Source organism: Micromonospora sp. DT229 (genome assembly GCF_049844505.1).
Lineage (GTDB): Bacteria > Actinomycetota > Actinomycetes > Mycobacteriales > Micromonosporaceae > Micromonospora.
Genome location: NZ_JBNCLD010000001.1, coordinates 249,244 through 264,830, shown reverse-complemented (window position 1 = coordinate 264,830; position 15,587 = coordinate 249,244). Strand labels below are relative to the sequence as shown.

Genomic DNA, 15,587 nt, shown 5'->3' with positions numbered 1-15,587 from the left:
TGGCCTGGGAGGTCAGCGGGCGAGTAGTGGGCGGACCAGGGCCCACCAGGCGGCGGCGACCGCGTTGAACACGCCCATTCCGGGAGGTGCGTCCACGTTCGAGGGTGCCACCTTGGCGGTTATCAGGTCGGCGAGCACCCCGTCGCCTACCGTGCGTTCGGACTGTAGGCGTTGGCGGCGCCGGCGTACCCAGTCGCGGTGCTGCCACAGCCAGGACCAGCCGCGTACCTTCTGTCGGCCCCAGCCACCGGCCAGGGCGGCGGCGAGCATGGCGGCCTCGGTGAGCAGCAGCATCGGTGCCAGCAGGGCCAGGGTTCGCCCCTGGTAGGCGGTGAGCAGGGTGATCAGCCGGTTGCGTTCGACCAGGTAGAGCTTGAGGTCGTTGCGGGAGAACTCGTAGTGGTGGCGGACCACCGCGTCGGGCACGTACTCCAGGCGCAGGCCGCGTTGCCACAACCGGAGGCTGAGTTCGGTGTCCTCGTGATAGGCGAAGTACTCCGTGGCGAAGCCGCCCAGTTCCTCCCAGCGCTGCCGGCTGATCACGAAGCAGCAGCCACTGAGGGAGGGTACGACCGTGCGGCGGGCGTGGGCGCTCGCCGGTTCGCCGTTGCCACCGGCCCAGGACAGGCCGGTGAAGTGCAACGGGTTGCCGGAGGTGTTGATCAGTTCGGGGGTGTCGGCGAGCCGGATGGAGGCCATCGCCGCGCCGACGCCGGGCTCGGCGGCCACCGCGGTGACCTTGGCGATGGCGTCCGGGGCGACCACCGCGTCGGAGTTGACGAAGGCCAGCCAGTCGCCGCTGGCCTCGGCGGCACCCAGGTTGCAGCCGCCGGAGAATCCGGTGTTGCTCTCCGGGCGGATCACCCGTACCCCGGGCAGCCCTTTGACCACGTCGATGCCGTCGCTGGTGCACCCGTTGTCGACCAGCACCAACTCCACCTCGACACCGGTGCTGGCCAGTACCGCCTGGGCGGCGTCGACCAGCCAGGGCTCGGCGCCGTAGGCGAGCATCACCACGGTCACACGGGCCGGGTTCATTGGGTACCTCCGGGGGTGGTCGCGGACAGCGGCACCGCGACAGGTGGGTGGGGTCGGGACTCACGAGGACCCCGCAGCAGGGCGAGCATGACTGCGGTGACCACCACCGAGCCCACGGTGTAGCCGAGTTCGACCCGCAGGGCCACCGGCAGCGGGACCAGGGTCGCGGCGACCAGCGCGGCCACCCCGAGGATCCAGGCCAGCGCCTGTGCCCGGTGCCGGTCGCGGGCCAGCAGCGCCTGGCCGAGCACCATGGCCCACAGGTACGCCAGGGTGGCCAGGGCCAGCCAGGCGAAATCGCCGTGGCCGAGGATCTCCGGCGCGTCGAACAGGGCCTGCACGAGCCACGGCCCGAGTAGCACGGTCAACAGGCCGCCGCCGACCCCCAGCACGGTGACGATCGCCAGGGCGCGGCGCAGCAGAGTGCCGAAGGCCGCCGCGTCGTCGGTGGCGGCGGCGGTGGACAGGCCGGGCAGCAGGGCGGCCTGCATCGAGCCGAAGACGAACAGCGGGATGCGGACCAGCACCAGCGCCGACAGCAGGGCACCGGCGGTGGCGGTGTCGGCCGGGGCCAGCAGCCGTACGTTGATCACGCCGACGTTGACCACGACCTGCGACAACAGGCTGGAGGCGGTGAGCAGGGCCAGGCCGCGCAGCAGCGGTGGCCAGGGCAGCGGGGTGCCGCCGCCGAGGGCGCGGGTCACCGGCGGGGCGGTCAGGGCGACCGCCAGCAGCGGCGCGGCGACCAGCACCAGGGCGTACGCCACCGGGGAGTCGACGCCGGCCATGGCCAGCGCGGCGACCCCTGCGATGCGGAGTCCTCCGTCGAGCCCGAGTTGGCTGCCGTACCAGTGGAACTGTCCCAGCCCGGAGAGGACCCCCCGGGTGGTGTGTGCCAGTGCCAGGGCGACCAGGGCCCCGGACAGGGTGGCCACCATGGTCCGGTCGCCGTCGAAGAGGCGGTCGGCGAGGGTGTCCGTGGCGGCGGTGACGGCCAGCAGGAGCAGGGCCAGCACGGCGGCGGCGACGGTGGCCCCCCGCGCCAGCACGGGTCCCGGTGGCTGGCCACGGGTGCGGCGGGCGGAGACCAGTCGGGCCACCTCCTGCTCGACCGGCAGGAACAGGCCGATACCGACGGTGAAGACGATCGACCACAGCACGGACAGCGACGAGTAGTCACCCGGGGTGAGGGTGTGCCCGGCGACGGCCAGATGCACGTACGAGGCCAGACCCACCAGGGCCAGCCCGGCCCCGACGGGAAGGGTGCCGGGTGGGACGAGGCGCAGCAGTCGGCGGATCACCGGCGGATGAGCGCCAGGGTGAGCACGGCCAGGGCCCGCCCCAGGTAGATCATCGCCTTGGCGGGGGAGTGGCTGGGGGTGCCGGCCATCCGTCGTCGCATCGCCACCGGGACCTGCTGGATGCGGTAGCCGCGCCGGGCGGCGTGCACCAGGGTCTCGACCGTGTCGCCGAGGTACTCCGCCGGGTACCACCGGGCGAACATCTCGATCATGCGCCGGTTGGCGGCCCGGAACCCGGAGGTGGTGTCCGTCAGGGTGGTGCCGGCCAGGCCGGAGAGCACCAGTGACAGCATGCCCATCGCCCAGCGGCGGGGCCCGCGTACGGCGTAGTCGCCCTCACCGGCGAACCGGGCCCCGATGACCAGGTCGTAGTCGTCGAGCAGGTCGACCAGCTTCGGCACGTACCGGGGGTCGTGCTGCCCGTCGGCGTCGATCTGCACCGCGACGTCGTAGCCGTGCTCGTGGGCGTAGCGGTAGCCCAGCCGCATCGCACCCCCGACCCCGAGGTTGTACGGCAGCCGGGCCACCCGGGCGCCGGCGGCCATGGCGACGGCGGCCGTACGGTCCGCCGAACCGTCGTCGACGACCAGCACGTCCACCCCGGGCAGTTCGCCCCGGATCTCGCGGACCACGTCGGCGATCGAGCCGGCCTCGTTGAGGGCCGGGATGATGACGAGTAGCCGTTTGCCGTTAACCATCGCGGCTCACCAGTTCCTGCCGCTGCGCCCGCTCCGCCCGGTCGGCCTCGACCTCGGCGCGCAGCAGGGCGAACTCCTCGGCCAGGGTCCGGGTCTCCTCCTCCAGGGCGCTGACCTCCCAGCTCAGGTGGATGCAGACCAGCAGCAGGAAGACGATGCCGAGGAAGAGCACCAGACTGACCCCGGAGGCGACGCCGAGCACGTCGGCCACGCCGTCGAGCAGCCGCGGGAACAGCGACAGCGGGATCACCACGAACAGCAGCCCCAGCCAGAGCATGCCGTACTTCTCCCGCAACTGCCGCCGACGCAGCAGCTCGACGATCGTGCCCAGCAGGACGAGTCCGGTCAGGGCGGTGACCAGGGTGAGCTTCATGCGACCTTCCACGGGGAGGGTGGAGCGGCGGAGGTGAACGCCTCGACCAGCGTGGTGTGCCAGTCCGGCAGGGGTGACAGGCCGGCCTCAGCCCAACGGCCGTGCCCTAGCACACTGTACGCCGGTCGCGGTGCCGGACGCGGAAACCGACTGCTGGTGGTGGGCCGGACCCGGTCGGGGTCCAGCCCGCGGAGCGCGAACACCGCCCGGGCCAGCCCGTACCAGGTGGTCTGTCCGGAGCAGGTGCCGTGCCAGATGCCGGCTGGGGCCCGACCGGCCCGGGCCGCCTCGGCGAGCGTCACCAGTCGCCTCGCCAGGGCGTACGACCAGGTGGGTTGGCCCTGCTGGTCGTCGACGACGTCCAGGAACTCCCGCTGGTCGGCCAGGTCGACCATGGTGGTGACGAAGTTGCGCCCGTGCGCCCCGTACAGCCAGGCGGTACGCACCACATGGCCGGTGTCGGGCAGTAGTCGACGCACCGCCTGTTCGCCGACGAGCTTGCTGCGGCCGTACGCGTTGATCGGCGTGGTGGGCGAGTCCTCGCGGTAGGGGGTGTCGGCGTCCCCGGCGAAGACGTAGTCGGTGGAGACGTGCAGCAGATGCGCGCGGTGGGTGGCGCAGGCGCCGGCGAGCTGGGTCACGGCGGTGCCGTTGACCACGGTCGCCGCCGTCTCGTCCTGCTCGGCACGGTCGACGTCGGTCCAGGCTGCGGCGTTGAGCACCACATCGTGACCGGCCACGGCGTCGTTCACGGCGGCGGTGTCGGTGAGGTCCAGCTGGGTGCGGGTGACGGCGGTCACCGTGTGCTCGGGGTGCCCGGTCAGGACCTCGACGATGTCTCGCCCGAGCATCCCGCCGGCACCGGTGACCAGGATTCTCATGCCGCCGGCGCCTTGCGCAGGGGCTCCCACCAGGAGCGGTTGTCCCGGTACCAGGCCACCGTCGCGGCCAGGCCCTCGTCCAGGCTGATGGTGGGGGCGTACCCCAGGTTCTTGCTGATCTTGGTGATGTCCAGCGAGTAGCGGCGGTCGTGGCCCTTGCGGTCGGCCACCGGGGTGACCCGGTCCCAGTCGGCGCCGCAGGCCTTCAGGAGCCGGCCGGTCAACTCCTTGTTGGTCAACTCGGTGCCGCCGCCGATGTGGTAGACCTCGCCGGCCTGCCCGTGGTGCTGGACCATCGCCACCCCCCGGCAGTGGTCGTGCACGTGCAGCCAGTCCCGCACGTTGCCGCCGTCGCCGTACAGCGGCACGGACCGGCCGTCGAGCAGGTTGGTCACGAACAGCGGAATGACCTTCTCCGGGAACTGGTACGGGCCGTAGTTGTTGGAGCAGCGGGTCACCACCACGTCCAGGCCGTGGGTGCGGTGGTAGGCCAGGGCCAACAGGTCGGAGCCGGCCTTGGAGGCCGAGTACGGCGAGTTCGGCGCCAACGGCCAGTCCTCGGTCCACGAGCCCTCGGCGATCGAGCCGTACACCTCGTCGGTGGAGACGTGCACGAACCGGCGGACCCCGTGCCGCAGGGCGGCGTCGAGCAGCGTCTGCGTACCCAGCACATTGGTGGTGACGAACGGCTCGGCGCCGGAGATCGAACGGTCGACATGCGACTCGGCGGCGAAATGCACGATCACGTCTTGCCCCGCGACGACCCGGTCGACCACATCGAAGTGACGGATGTCACCTTCGACGAAGTGCAGTCGCGGATCGTCGGCCACCGGCGCCAGGTTGGCCCGATTACCCGAGTAGGTCAATGCGTCCAGCACGGTCACCCGGGACGGCTCCGCCTCGGAGACCCCCTCGGCGCTTCCCCCTGGCACGCCCAGCAGCATGCGCACGTACTCCGAACCGATGAAGCCGGCGCCGCCGGTGACCAGGATCCTCACGGGTCCGGAAGTTTACGCGAAACACCCCCGTTCGACCGTCGTGCCGCTCGCGTGGCCGGGTCGGTGACCTACCGGTAGGCTCCGCCCGGTGCGTGGAATTCTGCTTGCCGGTGGCACCGGATCCCGGCTGTGGCCGATCACCCGGGCGGTGTCGAAACAGCTGATGCCGGTGTTCGACAAGCCGATGATCTACTACCCGCTGTCGACTCTGGTGATGGCCGGGGTGCGCGAGATCCTGGTGATCACCACGCCCCAGGAGCAACACCAGTTCCAGCGTCTGCTCGGCGACGGCAGCCAGTTCGGGCTGCGGCTGGAGTACCTGGCCCAGCCCAGGCCGGAGGGGATCGCCCAGGCCTTCGTACTGGGGGCGGACTTCATCGGCGACGAGGGGGTGGCGCTGATCCTGGGGGACAACATCTTCCACGGGGTCGGCCTGGGCCGGCAGTTGTCCGCCGCCGGTGACCCGGTCGGCGGGCGGATCTTCGCCTATCCGGTGGCGAACCCGCAGGCGTACGGGGTGGTGCACTTCGACCCGGACGGCCGAGTGCTGTCGATCGAGGAGAAACCGGAGAAACCCAGATCCCGGTACGCCGTACCCGGTCTGTACTTCTACGACAACCGGGTGGTGGAGATCGCCCGTGGCCTCACCCCCAGCAGTCGGGGCGAGTTGGAGATCACCGCGGTCAACGAGGCGTACCGCCAGCGGGGTGAGCTGTCCGTGACCGTCCTGGACCGGGGCACCGCCTGGCTGGACACCGGCACCTTCACCTCACTGATGCAGGCCGCCGAGTTCGTCCGGGTGATCGAGGAACGGCAGGGCATGAAGATCGGCTGCGTCGAGGAGGTCGCCTGGCGGGCCGGGCTGATCGACGACGACCAACTGCGCGCCCTGGCCGAGCCGTTGACCAGCAGCGGTTACGGTGACTACCTGCTCGGCCTGCTCAACGGCGAGCGACACGAACTGATCAACCCGGGGGAGGTCCGGTGAAACTACGTCCGTTGGGCATCGAGGGCGCCTGGGAGATCACGCCGCAGCAGCACGGTGACTCCCGTGGGCTGTTCCTGGAGTGGTACCGCGTCGACCGGCTGGCCGAGGCGATCGGGCGGCCGTTGCAGCTGGCCCAGAGCAACCTCTCCGTGTCCTGCCGCGACGTGGTGCGCGGCATCCACTTCTCCGACGTACCCCCCGGGCAGGCGAAGTACGTGACCTGCGTACGCGGCGCGGTGCTGGACGTGGTGGTGGACATCCGGGTCGGCTCACCCACCTTCGGCCAGTGGGAGACCCTGCGCCTGGACGACGTGGACCGGCGGGCGGTGTACGTGACGGAGGGGCTGGGCCACGGCTTCTGCGCCCTGACCGACGACGCCACCCTGAGCTACCTCTGCACGACGACCTACGACCCCTCGATCGACCGTGCGGTGCACCCGCTCGACGAGGAGCTGGGCATCGAGTGGCCGACCGGGACCCTGCTGCTGTCCGCCCGCGACGCCGCCGCCCCGACCCTGGCCCAGGCGCGGGAGATGGGGCTGCTGCCGGACTACGAAACCTGCCGACGTCAGGCCGCCGACCTGGCCCTGGAGACGCCCGGCGGACGGTGACGGTCACGGCCCGGTACAGCAGAGGTGTCACGACAGTGACGAATCGGGGCTCCGTACGGCTAATGTCTCATCATGGAACGGCGAATCTTCGGTCTGGAGACCGAGTACGGCGTCACCTGCACCTACCGCGGACAGCGCAGGCTGTCTCCCGACGAAGTAGCCCGGTACCTCTTCCGCCGGGTCGTGTCCTGGGGCCGGTCGAGCAACGTCTTCCTGCGTAACGGCGCTCGGCTCTACCTGGACGTCGGCTCGCACCCGGAGTACGCCACCCCGGAATGCGACTCGGTGATCGACCTGGTGGCCCACGACCGGGCCGGTGAGCGCATCCTGGAAGGGCTGCTCATCGACGCGGAGAAGCGGCTGCACGACGAGGGCATCGCGGGCGAGATCTACCTGTTCAAGAACAACACCGACTCGGCCGGCAACTCGTACGGCTGCCACGAGAACTACCTGGTCTCCCGGCACGGGGAGTTCGGCCGGCTGGCCGACGTGTTGATCCCGTTCCTGGTCACCCGGCAGTTGATCTGTGGCGCGGGGAAGGTGTTGCAGACCCCCCGGGGCGCGGTCTACTGCCTGTCCCAGCGGGCCGAGCACATCTGGGAGGGGGTCTCCTCGGCCACCACCCGCAGTCGTCCGATCATCAACACCCGGGACGAGCCGCACGCCGACGCCGAGCGGTACCGCCGGCTGCACGTCATCGTCGGCGACTCCAACATGAACGAGGTCACCACCCTGCTGAAGGTCGGCAGCGCCGACATCGTGCTGCGGATGATCGAGGCCGGGGTGGTGATGCGGGACCTCACCCTGGAGAACCCGATCCGGGCCATCCGCGAGGTGTCGCACGACATCACCGGTCGACGCAAGGTGCGGCTGGCCTCCGGCAAGGAGGTCAGCGCCCTGGAGATCCAGCAGGAGTACCTGGCCAAGGCGACCGAGTTCGTCGAGCGCCGGGGCGGCGACCAGACCGCCAAGCGGGTGGTCGAGTTGTGGGGCCGGGTGCTGCGGGCGGTGGAGACCGGCGACCTGGAACCGGTCTCCCGGGAGATCGACTGGGTGACCAAGCTGCGGCTGATCGAGCGCTACCAGCGCAAGCACGACCTGCCGTTGTCGCATCCCCGGGTGGCCCAGATGGATCTCGCCTACCACGACCTGCGCCGGGGCCGAGGGCTCTACGCCCTGTTGGAACGGCGCGGGGAGGTGGACCGGGTGGCCACCGATCCGGAGATCTTCGAGGCCAAGGAGACCCCGCCGCAGACCACCCGGGCCCGGCTGCGCGGGGAGTTCATCCGCAACGCCCAGGAGAAGCGGCGCGACTTCACGGTCGACTGGGTGCACCTGAAGCTCAACGACCAGGCGCAACGCACCGTGCTCTGCAAGGACCCCTTCCGCGCGTACGACGAGCGGGTGGAGCGGTTGATCGCCAGCATGTGACCGGCTGCACCGGGCCCGCCCGCCTCGGGCGGGCCCGGGTAGGCTGGCGGGACCATGCTTCCTACCGAACCTTCCACCCCGGGCACCGAGCGGCAGAGCTGGCTGGAACGCCGCCGCGACAAGGTCCGCGCCGAGATCGAGCGCAATCGCCGAGGCGAGTACACCGTGCCCACCTGGGTGCTGGCGTTGGCCCTGGCCCTGATGGTCGGCGGCTGGCTGGCCTTGGTCGTCTTCGCCTGAGGGGCGAGTCGGGTCAGGCTGCGGTGAGCAGGCGGGCGGCGTGCCTACCGGCCGCAGCGGCGGCCAGGAAGTAGGCGTGATCGGCGTCCAGCCCGCGACCCATCGTCGACAGGGGCACCGGACTGCCCCGCAGTGCCGCGTCCAGCCCGGTGGTGTCCACCCGCAGCACGGTGTGCCGGTCGGCGAGCGGCGCCAGCGCGGTATCCACCTCGGCGGCCAGGGTCGGGTCCAGGCCGTCGGGCACCACCAGCTCCGCGCGGGCCAGCGCCACCCGGCCGTACGCGGTCAGACTGTGATGTGACACCCCACGGTGGCGTGCCCGGGGGTCGGCGTCGGAGATCCGCAACGAGCCGACCGGTCGGCCGCCCAGGGTGGCGATCGCGTTGACCGCCTCGCCCACGGCCACACCGGAGAAGCCCCATCGGGTACCGGTGCCCAGGTTGCCCGGGCCCTGCGCCACCACGGCCACGTCGGCGTACAGCACGTGTCGGGCGGCCAGCAGACCGCTGTGCAGGGTCGACGCCTCCAGGTCGCCGCCGAATGCCTGCCCGACACTGATGGTGCCGACCAGTTCGTCGCGCAGGGCGGACAGCGTACGGGAGAACCAGGCGGGCAGCGCCCCACCATCGGTGAGCAGGTACGCGACCCGGGCCTGCGGAGCCTCGGCGCGGATGCCGGCGAGGATCGCCGGCAGCGCCGAGTGCAGGTCCGCGGTCACCACCGGCAGCCCGGCCAGGTCCTCGGCGGCGGCCAGCACCTCGTGGTGCGGTGAGGCCTCCTCGTCGACCCCGAGCAGGATCGGTTGCAGCGGGGTGTACCGGGCCTTCACCAGATGGCCCGCGTCGCGGCTGTCGACCGCCTCCGGCGGATCCGGCGGCAGCCGGTCCGGCAGTGCCACGACCAGGGCGTACCCGCCGGTGCCCAGCCCCATCAGCAGCGCCCCGGCGTTGAGCAGCACCCGATCACCGGCCTCCGGCATCCCCACCAGCTCCGGGTACGCCAACGCCCGCATAGAGGTCCCGTCGACGAGCGTGACATCCAACTCCACGGCCCCCACCCACCGCCGCCGTACCCCCGCCACCGTCCCCACCCGCCACCGCACCATGCCCGCACGCTAACCCCACCCCCACCCCCGCCCTCACCCCGGGCCCCACCCCAGCCCGCGTCGATCTTGCACTTTTTGTCCGGGCAAAGCGCTCAAAAGGGGGCAGTATGGCGACCGAAAGTGCAAGATCGGCGAGGTTGGATGGTGGGGTGGGGCGGCATGTCGGTGTGGGTACATGTGTTCGGGGGGTCGGCTGCTAGCGTCTACGGGGTGTCGCGCAGCCGCACCGAACGCCTGGTCAACCTGGTGATCTGTCTGCTGTCTACGCGGCGGTTCCTGACCGCCGCGCAGATCGCCGCGACCGTGCCCGGCTATGAGCACGATCCGGACGATACCCGCGAGCACGAGGCCTTCCAGCGCAAGTTCGAGCGGGACAAGGCCGAGTTGCGGGAGTTGGGCGTGCCGCTGGAGACCGGCACGGCCAGCGCCTTCGACACCGAACCCGGGTATCGGATCGCCCGCCGGGAGTACGCCCTCCCGGAGATTCCCCTCGAACCGGACGAGGCCGCCGCGGTGGGCATCGCCGCCCGGTTGTGGCAGCACGCGGGGCTGGCCGCCGCCGCCTCCTCCGGCCTGGCGAAGCTCCGCGCCGCCGGTGTGGACGTGGACCCGCACGCCACCCTCGGGCTCGAACCGATGGTCAATGTCGATCCAGCCTTCGCGCCGCTGACCGCCGCCGCCCGGGATCGACGCGAGGTCCGTTTCGACTACCGGGTACCGGACCGGGACGCACCGGATCACCGCCGACTCCAGCCGTGGGGTGTGGTCTGCTGGCGCGGACGCTGGTACGTGGTCGGCCACGACCTCGATCGTGACGCCACCCGTTGTTTCCGGCTGTCCCGGGTGGTCGGCACCGTTCGCGCCACCGGCGTGCCCGGCGCCTACCGGCCGCCGCCCGGTGTCGACCTGATCAGCCACGTGGCCAGATGGTCCGGCCCGACCGAGCACGCCGGACTGGCCACCGTCCTGGTCACCCCCGGGCGGGCGGCCGGGCTGCGGCGGGTGGCTGTCGAGGTGACCTCCGGGCCGGAGGCGGACCGGCTGGTCCTGCCGTACAGCGACATGGACGTGCTCGCCAGTCACCTCGTCGGCTACGGTCCCGAGGTGCGGGTGCTGGACCCACCCGAGATCCGCGAGGCGGTCATCCAGCGCCTCAAGGAGATCGCCGCCCACCACGACGACTCCCCGGCGGTCGGTCCGCTGAACACGAGGAGTGAGCTTGTGAGTCCGGCAGGCGTGAACGGAAGGCGGGCGCGATGAGCGCGAAGGCCGGCACCCGTACCTCCGCCGACCGGTTGGCCCGACTGCTCAACCTGGTGCCGTACCTGCTGGCCCGGCCCGGCATCGAGATCGCCGAGGCGGCCGGGGACCTCGGGGTGACCGAGCGGCAGTTGCGTGAGGATCTGGAACTGCTCTGGGTCTGCGGCCTGCCGGGTTACGGTCCGGGTGACCTGATCGACATGGCCTTCGACGGCGACCGGGTGACCATCACCTACGACGCCGGTATCGACCGCCCGCTGCGGCTCACCCCGGACGAGGCGCTGGCCCTGGTCGTCGCGTTGCGGATGCTGGCCGAGACCCCCGGGGTGGCCAACCGGGAGGCCGTCGAGCGGGCCCTGGCGAAGATCGAGGACGCCGGGGGCGACCTCGTGGCGGCGCCGGTGGAGGTCCGGCTGCCCGGTGACGGGCCGCGGGTCGAGCAGCTACGGGCCGCGGTGGCCGGGGGGCGTGCGCTGCGGATCACCTACTACACCCGGGCGCGTGACGAGACCACCGAGCGGGTGATCGACCCGCTGCGGATGCTGATGTTCGGCGGTCGGGCGTACGTCGAGGCGTGGTGCCGGCGGGCCGAGGCGGTACGGCTGTTCCGGGCCGACCGGATCGACGCGGTCATCGAGCTGGAGGAGCCGGCCGTGGTGCCGCCCCAGGTCCGCCCGCAGGATCTCAGCGGGGGCCTGTTCCGGCCCTCGCCGGAGCTACCGTTGATCACCTTGCGGATCGGTCGGCGGGACCGGTGGATCACCGAGTACTACCCGTGTGAGCGGGTCGAGTCCGATGGTGAGTATTGGGTGGTCTCACTGCGGGTCACCGATCTCGGCTGGGCCCGGCGCTTCGTGCTCGGTCTGGGTCCGGAGGTCACCGTGCTGGCCCCGGCCGAGCTGGCCGAGCAGGTGCGGGACTCGGCCGTGGCGGCCCTGGAGGCGTACGCGACACCGGTGCTCCCCGGCCTGCACCCGGCGGGAACGGGGTCCGGGCAGTAGGCTGGCGCCGTGCTGAAGTGGATCGTGCTCGCGCTGGTGCTGGTGCCGTTGATCGTCCTCGTGCTGGCGGTCCGTCCCCTGCTGGCCCGGTTGCCGCAGCTGCGTCGGGCTGCGCTGCGGCTACGGCAGCTGGCCGACGAGGCGAAGGTCCTACGGGCCGCTGCGGAGAACCTGCAACAGCAGGCCGAGGGATTGCAGAGCCGGCTGGAGACGACCCAGCAGCGGATGACCCTGATCCGGGCCCGCCGAGGCGACTGAGACGACCACCCCGGCCGTCCCGCCTCCGGCACCGGTTCGGAGGCGGAGGAGAACCGGTTCGGGTACGACGATCCAGTCGTCTGGTTGACGGAGTACTCGCAGGTGGCCGAGACTTCACCCGCCGGACCGATCCACCACCTCCCGGTGGGTGGCAACTGCCCGCGTCACACGTACGATGGGCTGCGGAACCACCCCCTTTTGACACAAGCGACTGGAGCTTCACATGGGTGCCCTCAGGCCCTGGCACATCGCCGTACTCGTGGTCGTGATGATCCTGCTCTTCGGCGCGAAGCGGCTTCCGGACGCGGCGCGTTCCCTGGGTCGTTCGCTGCGCATCATCAAGGCCGAGACCAAGAGCCTGGCTGACGATGACGACCGCGACCTGGCCGGCAAGGCCGACGCGCAGGCCGGCTACCAGCCGCTCACGCCGCAGCCCCCGCAGCAGCAGCCGTACCAGGGTACGGTGCAGCAGCCGGTCGTCGACCCGGTGCAGCGCGTCCGCGACAACTGAGCGAGGAGCTCGACCACCGTGGCCTTCGCCCTGCGTAAGCGTGGCCCGAGCAAGTTCGAACGGGCCGCCGACGGCTCGATGACCCTGATCGAGCACTTTCGCGAGCTTCGTACCCGACTGTTCCGGGCGTCGCTGGCGATCGTGGTCGGGCTGATCGCCGGCTTCGCGCTCGCCCAGCCGGCGTTCGACCTCCTGTCCCAGCCGTACTGCCGGCTGCCCGGGATGATGGTCGACGGCGAGTGTCAGAAGTTCCTGATGCTCGCTCCCGCCGACGGCTTCATCCTCAAGCTCAAGCTGGCGCTCTGGATCGGTCTGATCCTCGGCGCGCCGGTCTGGCTGTTCCAACTGTGGGCCTTCATCGCGCCCGGCCTGCACCGGCACGAGCGCAAGTGGGCGTACGTCTTCGTCGCGATCGCGGCGCCGCTGTTCGCCGCCGGGGCGGTGCTCGCCTACTTCGTGGTCGACAAGGGCCTGGCCTTCCTGCTGGAGGCCGGCGTCACCGGCACCGATTCGCAACTCGAGGTGACCCGCTACATCAGCTTCGTCACCACCATGATCCTGCTGTTCGGGGTGGCCTTCGAATTCCCGCTGACCCTGCTGATGCTCAACTTCACCGGGGTGGTCAGCGCCAAGCGCCTGTTGAGCTGGTGGCGGGCGGTGGTCTTCATCTGCTTCGCCTTCGCGGCGGTGGCCACCCCCGACCCGGGGCCCTTCGGCATGACCCTGCTGGCGCTCTGTCTGAGCCTGCTCTACTTCGTCGCGGTCGGGGTGGCCTTCCTCAACGACCGGCGCAAGGGCCGCGGCAAGGAGGTCTACGCCGGCATCGACGACGACGAGGCCTCCCCGCTGGAGGTGGATCTGGAGCCGGTGTCGGCGGGACGGGCGGTGGATCAGGTCAGCCCGATCGAGCCGCCGGAGCCGATCGTGGCACCCAAGCCGATCGAACGGCGCTACGACGACGTCACCTGATGACGGGCTGCCCCGGTAGCGGGGCAGCCCGCAGGGACCACCGGTGCTTCAATCCGTTGCCGCCACTCTCGCCTTCAGCAGGCTCCTAGCGCACGGGGTTTCGCTTGTCACCGATGCAGTCGGTAATCCGTCACCGGGTCTCTCAGGTGCAACAGCTGGGTAATGGCTTCTTTACGATTTGTTGTCGCACCCCATCAGGAAGGTCATTGCCCGTGCGCCGTACGTTGTCCTGCCGCTGGCCCACCTGACCTGAGCGGGCACGGGCGGCGCGGTCGGTACGCCGGCTGTGTCGTGGTGGGCCCGTCGCGCGTGGTCGGTCACCGTGACTGCGCGCGCCCATCCTGCCTGATCGCGGCCCGTGTCATGCGAAGGATCTGGCCCACCATCATTGCCGCCTCAGAAGTCCCGTCTACGGGACTCCCACGGCGGCAGCGCGCGTCCACAGATCGGGAGTCAGCATTGATCCGCGTCGTCGTCGCCGAGGAGATGAGTCTGCTGCGCAGCGCGCTCTGCGTGGCATTGTCGAGCGAGGAGGAGATCGAGGTGATCGCCCAGGTCGCCCGGGTGGAGGAGTTGCCCGAGGTGCTGCGGCGGCACCAACCCGACGTCGTACTGGTGGACCTGGCCTCGGAGGTCTCCCCGCCGGTCAAGGTGGTCGCCGAGATCACGGGTGCCGCCCCCGACGCCGCGGTGCTGGCGATAGGCCGCCGATGGAGCCCGGCGGTGGTGGAGGAGTTGTTGGATGCCGGGGCGCATGGGCTGGTCGGCATGGATGCTCCGGTGGAGGCGCTGGTCGGGGCGGTGCGGGAGGTCGCCACCGGCGAGCGGGTGATCGACGCGGAGGTCGCCGTGCGGGCCCTGCGGCCACCCGGCAGTCCGCTGACTCGCCGCGAGGCGGAGGTGCTGCGGGTGGCCGCCGAAGGGCTGCCGCTCAAGGACATCGCCCGGCGACTCTTCCTGGCGCACGGCACGGTGCGTAACCATCTGTCGGCGGTGATGCGCAAGGCGGGTGCCCGCAACCGGATGGAGGCGGTGTGGCATGCCCGCCGCCACGGTTGGATCTAGCCGACAGTGGGTCGCGGAGGCGAACGCCGGTAGTGCAACGAGCGGGGGTCGTGGCCCACCGAGCGGCACCGGTCGGTACGTGTTTGAATGTTCACGGTTCGTGATCCGCCTGACGGTTCCCGGGAAGGTCGACGTGATCCGTACCCTGCTAGCACTCGACGGTGCCCTGGTCCGGGGCGCGCTCTCCCTCGTTCTCGCCGCCGAGGCCGACATCAGCGTGGTGGCGGAACTCGACCGGGGGGCGGCCCTTCCCGCGCTGATCAAAGCCCAGCGACCCGACGTGGCGGTCATCGACCTCGACCTGGTCGGGTCGGCCGGTGCGGCGGGGTGTCCGATGCTGGTGCTGGTCGACCAGCGTCGGGCCCGCCGCCTGCACCGGGTGCTCGTGCCGGGACGCCCCCTCGGGGTGCTCGGCAGTGACGTTGCGCCGGGTCGGTTGCTGGAGGGGGTTCGGCGGCTGTCCCGAGGGGAGTCGGTGATCGACGTGGACCTGGTCCGGGCGGCGTTGGCCCGGGAGAGCCCGCTCTCCGCACGGGAGACCCAGATTCTCGATCTGACCGCGGCGGGGGCGCCGGTCGTGGAGGTCGCCCGGGCACTCGGCCTGGCGCCGGGCACGGTGCGCAACCATCTCGGGCGGATCACCCGCAAGGTCGGCGCCCGCACCCGGGTGGAGGCCGTACGGGTGGCCCACGAGGCCGGCTGGATCTGACCCCGGACGGGTGCGGCTGTCCGCTGTGTGCCAGCCGACAGCCCCCATTCTCCGTCCGCAGATCACCTTTCTCAGTCGATGTCGTCACGTCGACCGGTGCTGCGCCGAGGGCACCTTCTTCGTGATCTCCATCCTTCGAGAAACAGATCG

General features: G+C 71.0%; 18 protein-coding genes. 11 read left to right on the top strand and 7 right to left on the bottom strand.

What is annotated here, in order from left to right:
- Positions 1–12 precede the first annotated feature (12 nt).
- The 6 genes from ACLQ2T_RS01305 to rfbB are packed head-to-tail and all read right to left on the bottom strand — an operon-like array spanning position 13 to position 5,289.
- Positions 13–1,038 carry a glycosyltransferase family 2 protein gene (locus ACLQ2T_RS01305; RefSeq protein ID WP_425764137.1) on the bottom strand — a complete coding sequence of 342 codons (1,026 nt, stop codon included), beginning with the start codon at positions 1,036–1,038 and terminating at the stop codon, positions 13–15.
- Positions 1,035–2,339 carry a polysaccharide biosynthesis protein gene (locus ACLQ2T_RS01300; RefSeq protein ID WP_425764136.1) on the bottom strand — a complete coding sequence of 435 codons (1,305 nt, stop codon included), beginning with the start codon at positions 2,337–2,339 and terminating at the stop codon, positions 1,035–1,037. Before ACLQ2T_RS01300 ends, ACLQ2T_RS01305 begins: the two co-directional genes overlap by 4 nt.
- Positions 2,336–3,037 (bottom strand): glycosyltransferase family 2 protein, encoded by a 702-nt coding sequence (locus ACLQ2T_RS01295; RefSeq protein WP_425764135.1) that lies wholly within the window; start codon positions 3,035–3,037, stop codon positions 2,336–2,338. The genes ACLQ2T_RS01300 and ACLQ2T_RS01295 overlap by 4 nt, the downstream gene beginning before the upstream one ends.
- A complete protein-coding gene (locus ACLQ2T_RS01290; RefSeq protein WP_425764134.1) occupies positions 3,030–3,410 on the bottom strand; it encodes a DUF2304 domain-containing protein in 381 nt (126 codons plus the stop codon). The genes ACLQ2T_RS01295 and ACLQ2T_RS01290 overlap by 8 nt, the downstream gene beginning before the upstream one ends.
- Positions 3,407–4,291 (bottom strand): dTDP-4-dehydrorhamnose reductase, encoded by an 885-nt coding sequence (gene rfbD, locus ACLQ2T_RS01285; RefSeq protein WP_425764133.1) that lies wholly within the window; start codon positions 4,289–4,291, stop codon positions 3,407–3,409. Before rfbD ends, ACLQ2T_RS01290 begins: the two co-directional genes overlap by 4 nt.
- On the bottom strand, positions 4,288–5,289 hold the full coding sequence (gene rfbB / locus ACLQ2T_RS01280) for a dTDP-glucose 4,6-dehydratase (RefSeq protein ID WP_425764132.1): 1,002 nt from the start codon (positions 5,287–5,289) through the stop codon (positions 4,288–4,290). The genes rfbD and rfbB overlap by 4 nt, the downstream gene beginning before the upstream one ends.
- 88 nt (positions 5,290–5,377) lie before the next feature.
- Here rfbB and rfbA point away from each other — a divergent pair, with 88 nt between their 5' ends.
- From rfbA to ACLQ2T_RS01260, 4 genes are all read left to right on the top strand, one after another.
- Positions 5,378–6,277, top strand: a complete 900-nt coding sequence (gene rfbA, locus ACLQ2T_RS01275) for a glucose-1-phosphate thymidylyltransferase RfbA (protein WP_425764131.1) — start codon at positions 5,378–5,380, stop codon at positions 6,275–6,277.
- Positions 6,274–6,888 carry a dTDP-4-dehydrorhamnose 3,5-epimerase family protein gene (locus ACLQ2T_RS01270; RefSeq protein WP_425764130.1) on the top strand — a complete coding sequence of 205 codons (615 nt, stop codon included), beginning with the start codon at positions 6,274–6,276 and terminating at the stop codon, positions 6,886–6,888. Before rfbA ends, ACLQ2T_RS01270 begins: the two co-directional genes overlap by 4 nt.
- A 72-nt stretch (positions 6,889–6,960) precedes the next feature.
- Positions 6,961–8,319, top strand: coding sequence for a Pup--protein ligase (pafA, locus tag ACLQ2T_RS01265; protein ID WP_327025561.1), 1,359 nt, complete (start codon positions 6,961–6,963; stop codon positions 8,317–8,319).
- Positions 8,320–8,373: 54 nt separating this feature from the next.
- Positions 8,374–8,559 (top strand): hypothetical protein, encoded by a 186-nt coding sequence (locus tag ACLQ2T_RS01260; RefSeq protein WP_425764129.1) that lies wholly within the window; start codon positions 8,374–8,376, stop codon positions 8,557–8,559.
- A 13-nt stretch (positions 8,560–8,572) separates the two neighbouring features.
- Here ACLQ2T_RS01260 and ACLQ2T_RS01255 read toward each other — a convergent pair whose 3' ends face one another.
- A complete protein-coding gene (locus tag ACLQ2T_RS01255; protein ID WP_425764128.1) occupies positions 8,573–9,664 on the bottom strand; it encodes a DUF3866 family protein in 1,092 nt (363 codons plus the stop codon).
- A 210-nt stretch (positions 9,665–9,874) separates the two neighbouring features.
- On the opposite strand from ACLQ2T_RS01255, the gene ACLQ2T_RS01250 reads away from it, so the two are divergent.
- From ACLQ2T_RS01250 to ACLQ2T_RS01220, 7 genes are all read left to right on the top strand, one after another.
- The gene (locus tag ACLQ2T_RS01250; protein WP_425764127.1) at positions 9,875–10,924 is read left to right on the top strand and encodes a helix-turn-helix transcriptional regulator; all 1,050 of its coding nucleotides are present in this window, start codon (positions 9,875–9,877) and stop codon (positions 10,922–10,924) included.
- Positions 10,921–11,925 (top strand): helix-turn-helix transcriptional regulator, encoded by a 1,005-nt coding sequence (locus ACLQ2T_RS01245; protein WP_425764126.1) that lies wholly within the window; start codon positions 10,921–10,923, stop codon positions 11,923–11,925. Before ACLQ2T_RS01250 ends, ACLQ2T_RS01245 begins: the two co-directional genes overlap by 4 nt.
- A gap of 9 nt (positions 11,926–11,934) precedes the next feature.
- The gene (locus ACLQ2T_RS01240; protein WP_425764125.1) at positions 11,935–12,183 is read left to right on the top strand and encodes a hypothetical protein; all 249 of its coding nucleotides are present in this window, start codon (positions 11,935–11,937) and stop codon (positions 12,181–12,183) included.
- 223 nt (positions 12,184–12,406) lie between these two features.
- Positions 12,407–12,694 carry a Sec-independent protein translocase subunit TatA gene (gene tatA / locus ACLQ2T_RS01235; RefSeq protein WP_327025567.1) on the top strand — a complete coding sequence of 96 codons (288 nt, stop codon included), beginning with the start codon at positions 12,407–12,409 and terminating at the stop codon, positions 12,692–12,694.
- Positions 12,695–12,712: 18 nt separating this feature from the next.
- Positions 12,713–13,663 (top strand): twin-arginine translocase subunit TatC, encoded by a 951-nt coding sequence (gene tatC / locus ACLQ2T_RS01230; RefSeq protein WP_425764124.1) that lies wholly within the window; start codon positions 12,713–12,715, stop codon positions 13,661–13,663.
- A 459-nt stretch (positions 13,664–14,122) separates the two neighbouring features.
- Complete coding sequence (locus ACLQ2T_RS01225; RefSeq protein ID WP_425764123.1) at positions 14,123–14,728, top strand: response regulator transcription factor; 606 nt, start codon at positions 14,123–14,125, stop codon at positions 14,726–14,728.
- A gap of 100 nt (positions 14,729–14,828) precedes the next feature.
- Positions 14,829–15,437, top strand: coding sequence for a response regulator transcription factor (locus ACLQ2T_RS01220; RefSeq protein WP_425764122.1), 609 nt, complete (start codon positions 14,829–14,831; stop codon positions 15,435–15,437).
- The last annotated feature ends 150 nt before the right edge of the window (positions 15,438–15,587 follow it).

Excerpts from the sequence above, each read along its gene's own strand:
- ACLQ2T_RS01260 (WP_425764129.1), top strand. The coding sequence starts at position 8,374 with ATGCTTCCTACCGAACCTTCCACCCCGGGCACCGAGCGGCAGAGCTGG.
- ACLQ2T_RS01295 (WP_425764135.1), bottom strand. The coding sequence starts at position 3,037 with ATGGTTAACGGCAAACGGCTACTCGTCATCATCCCGGCCCTCAACGAG.
- ACLQ2T_RS01245 (WP_425764126.1), top strand. The coding sequence starts at position 10,921 with ATGAGCGCGAAGGCCGGCACCCGTACCTCCGCCGACCGGTTGGCCCGA.
- tatA (WP_327025567.1), top strand. The coding sequence starts at position 12,407 with ATGGGTGCCCTCAGGCCCTGGCACATCGCCGTACTCGTGGTCGTGATG.
- ACLQ2T_RS01255 (WP_425764128.1), bottom strand. The coding sequence starts at position 9,664 with ATGGTGCGGTGGCGGGTGGGGACGGTGGCGGGGGTACGGCGGCGGTGG.
- rfbD (WP_425764133.1), bottom strand. The coding sequence starts at position 4,291 with ATGAGAATCCTGGTCACCGGTGCCGGCGGGATGCTCGGGCGAGACATC.
- pafA (WP_327025561.1), top strand. The coding sequence starts at position 6,961 with ATGGAACGGCGAATCTTCGGTCTGGAGACCGAGTACGGCGTCACCTGC.
- ACLQ2T_RS01290 (WP_425764134.1), bottom strand. The coding sequence starts at position 3,410 with ATGAAGCTCACCCTGGTCACCGCCCTGACCGGACTCGTCCTGCTGGGC.
- ACLQ2T_RS01305 (WP_425764137.1), bottom strand. The coding sequence starts at position 1,038 with ATGAACCCGGCCCGTGTGACCGTGGTGATGCTCGCCTACGGCGCCGAG.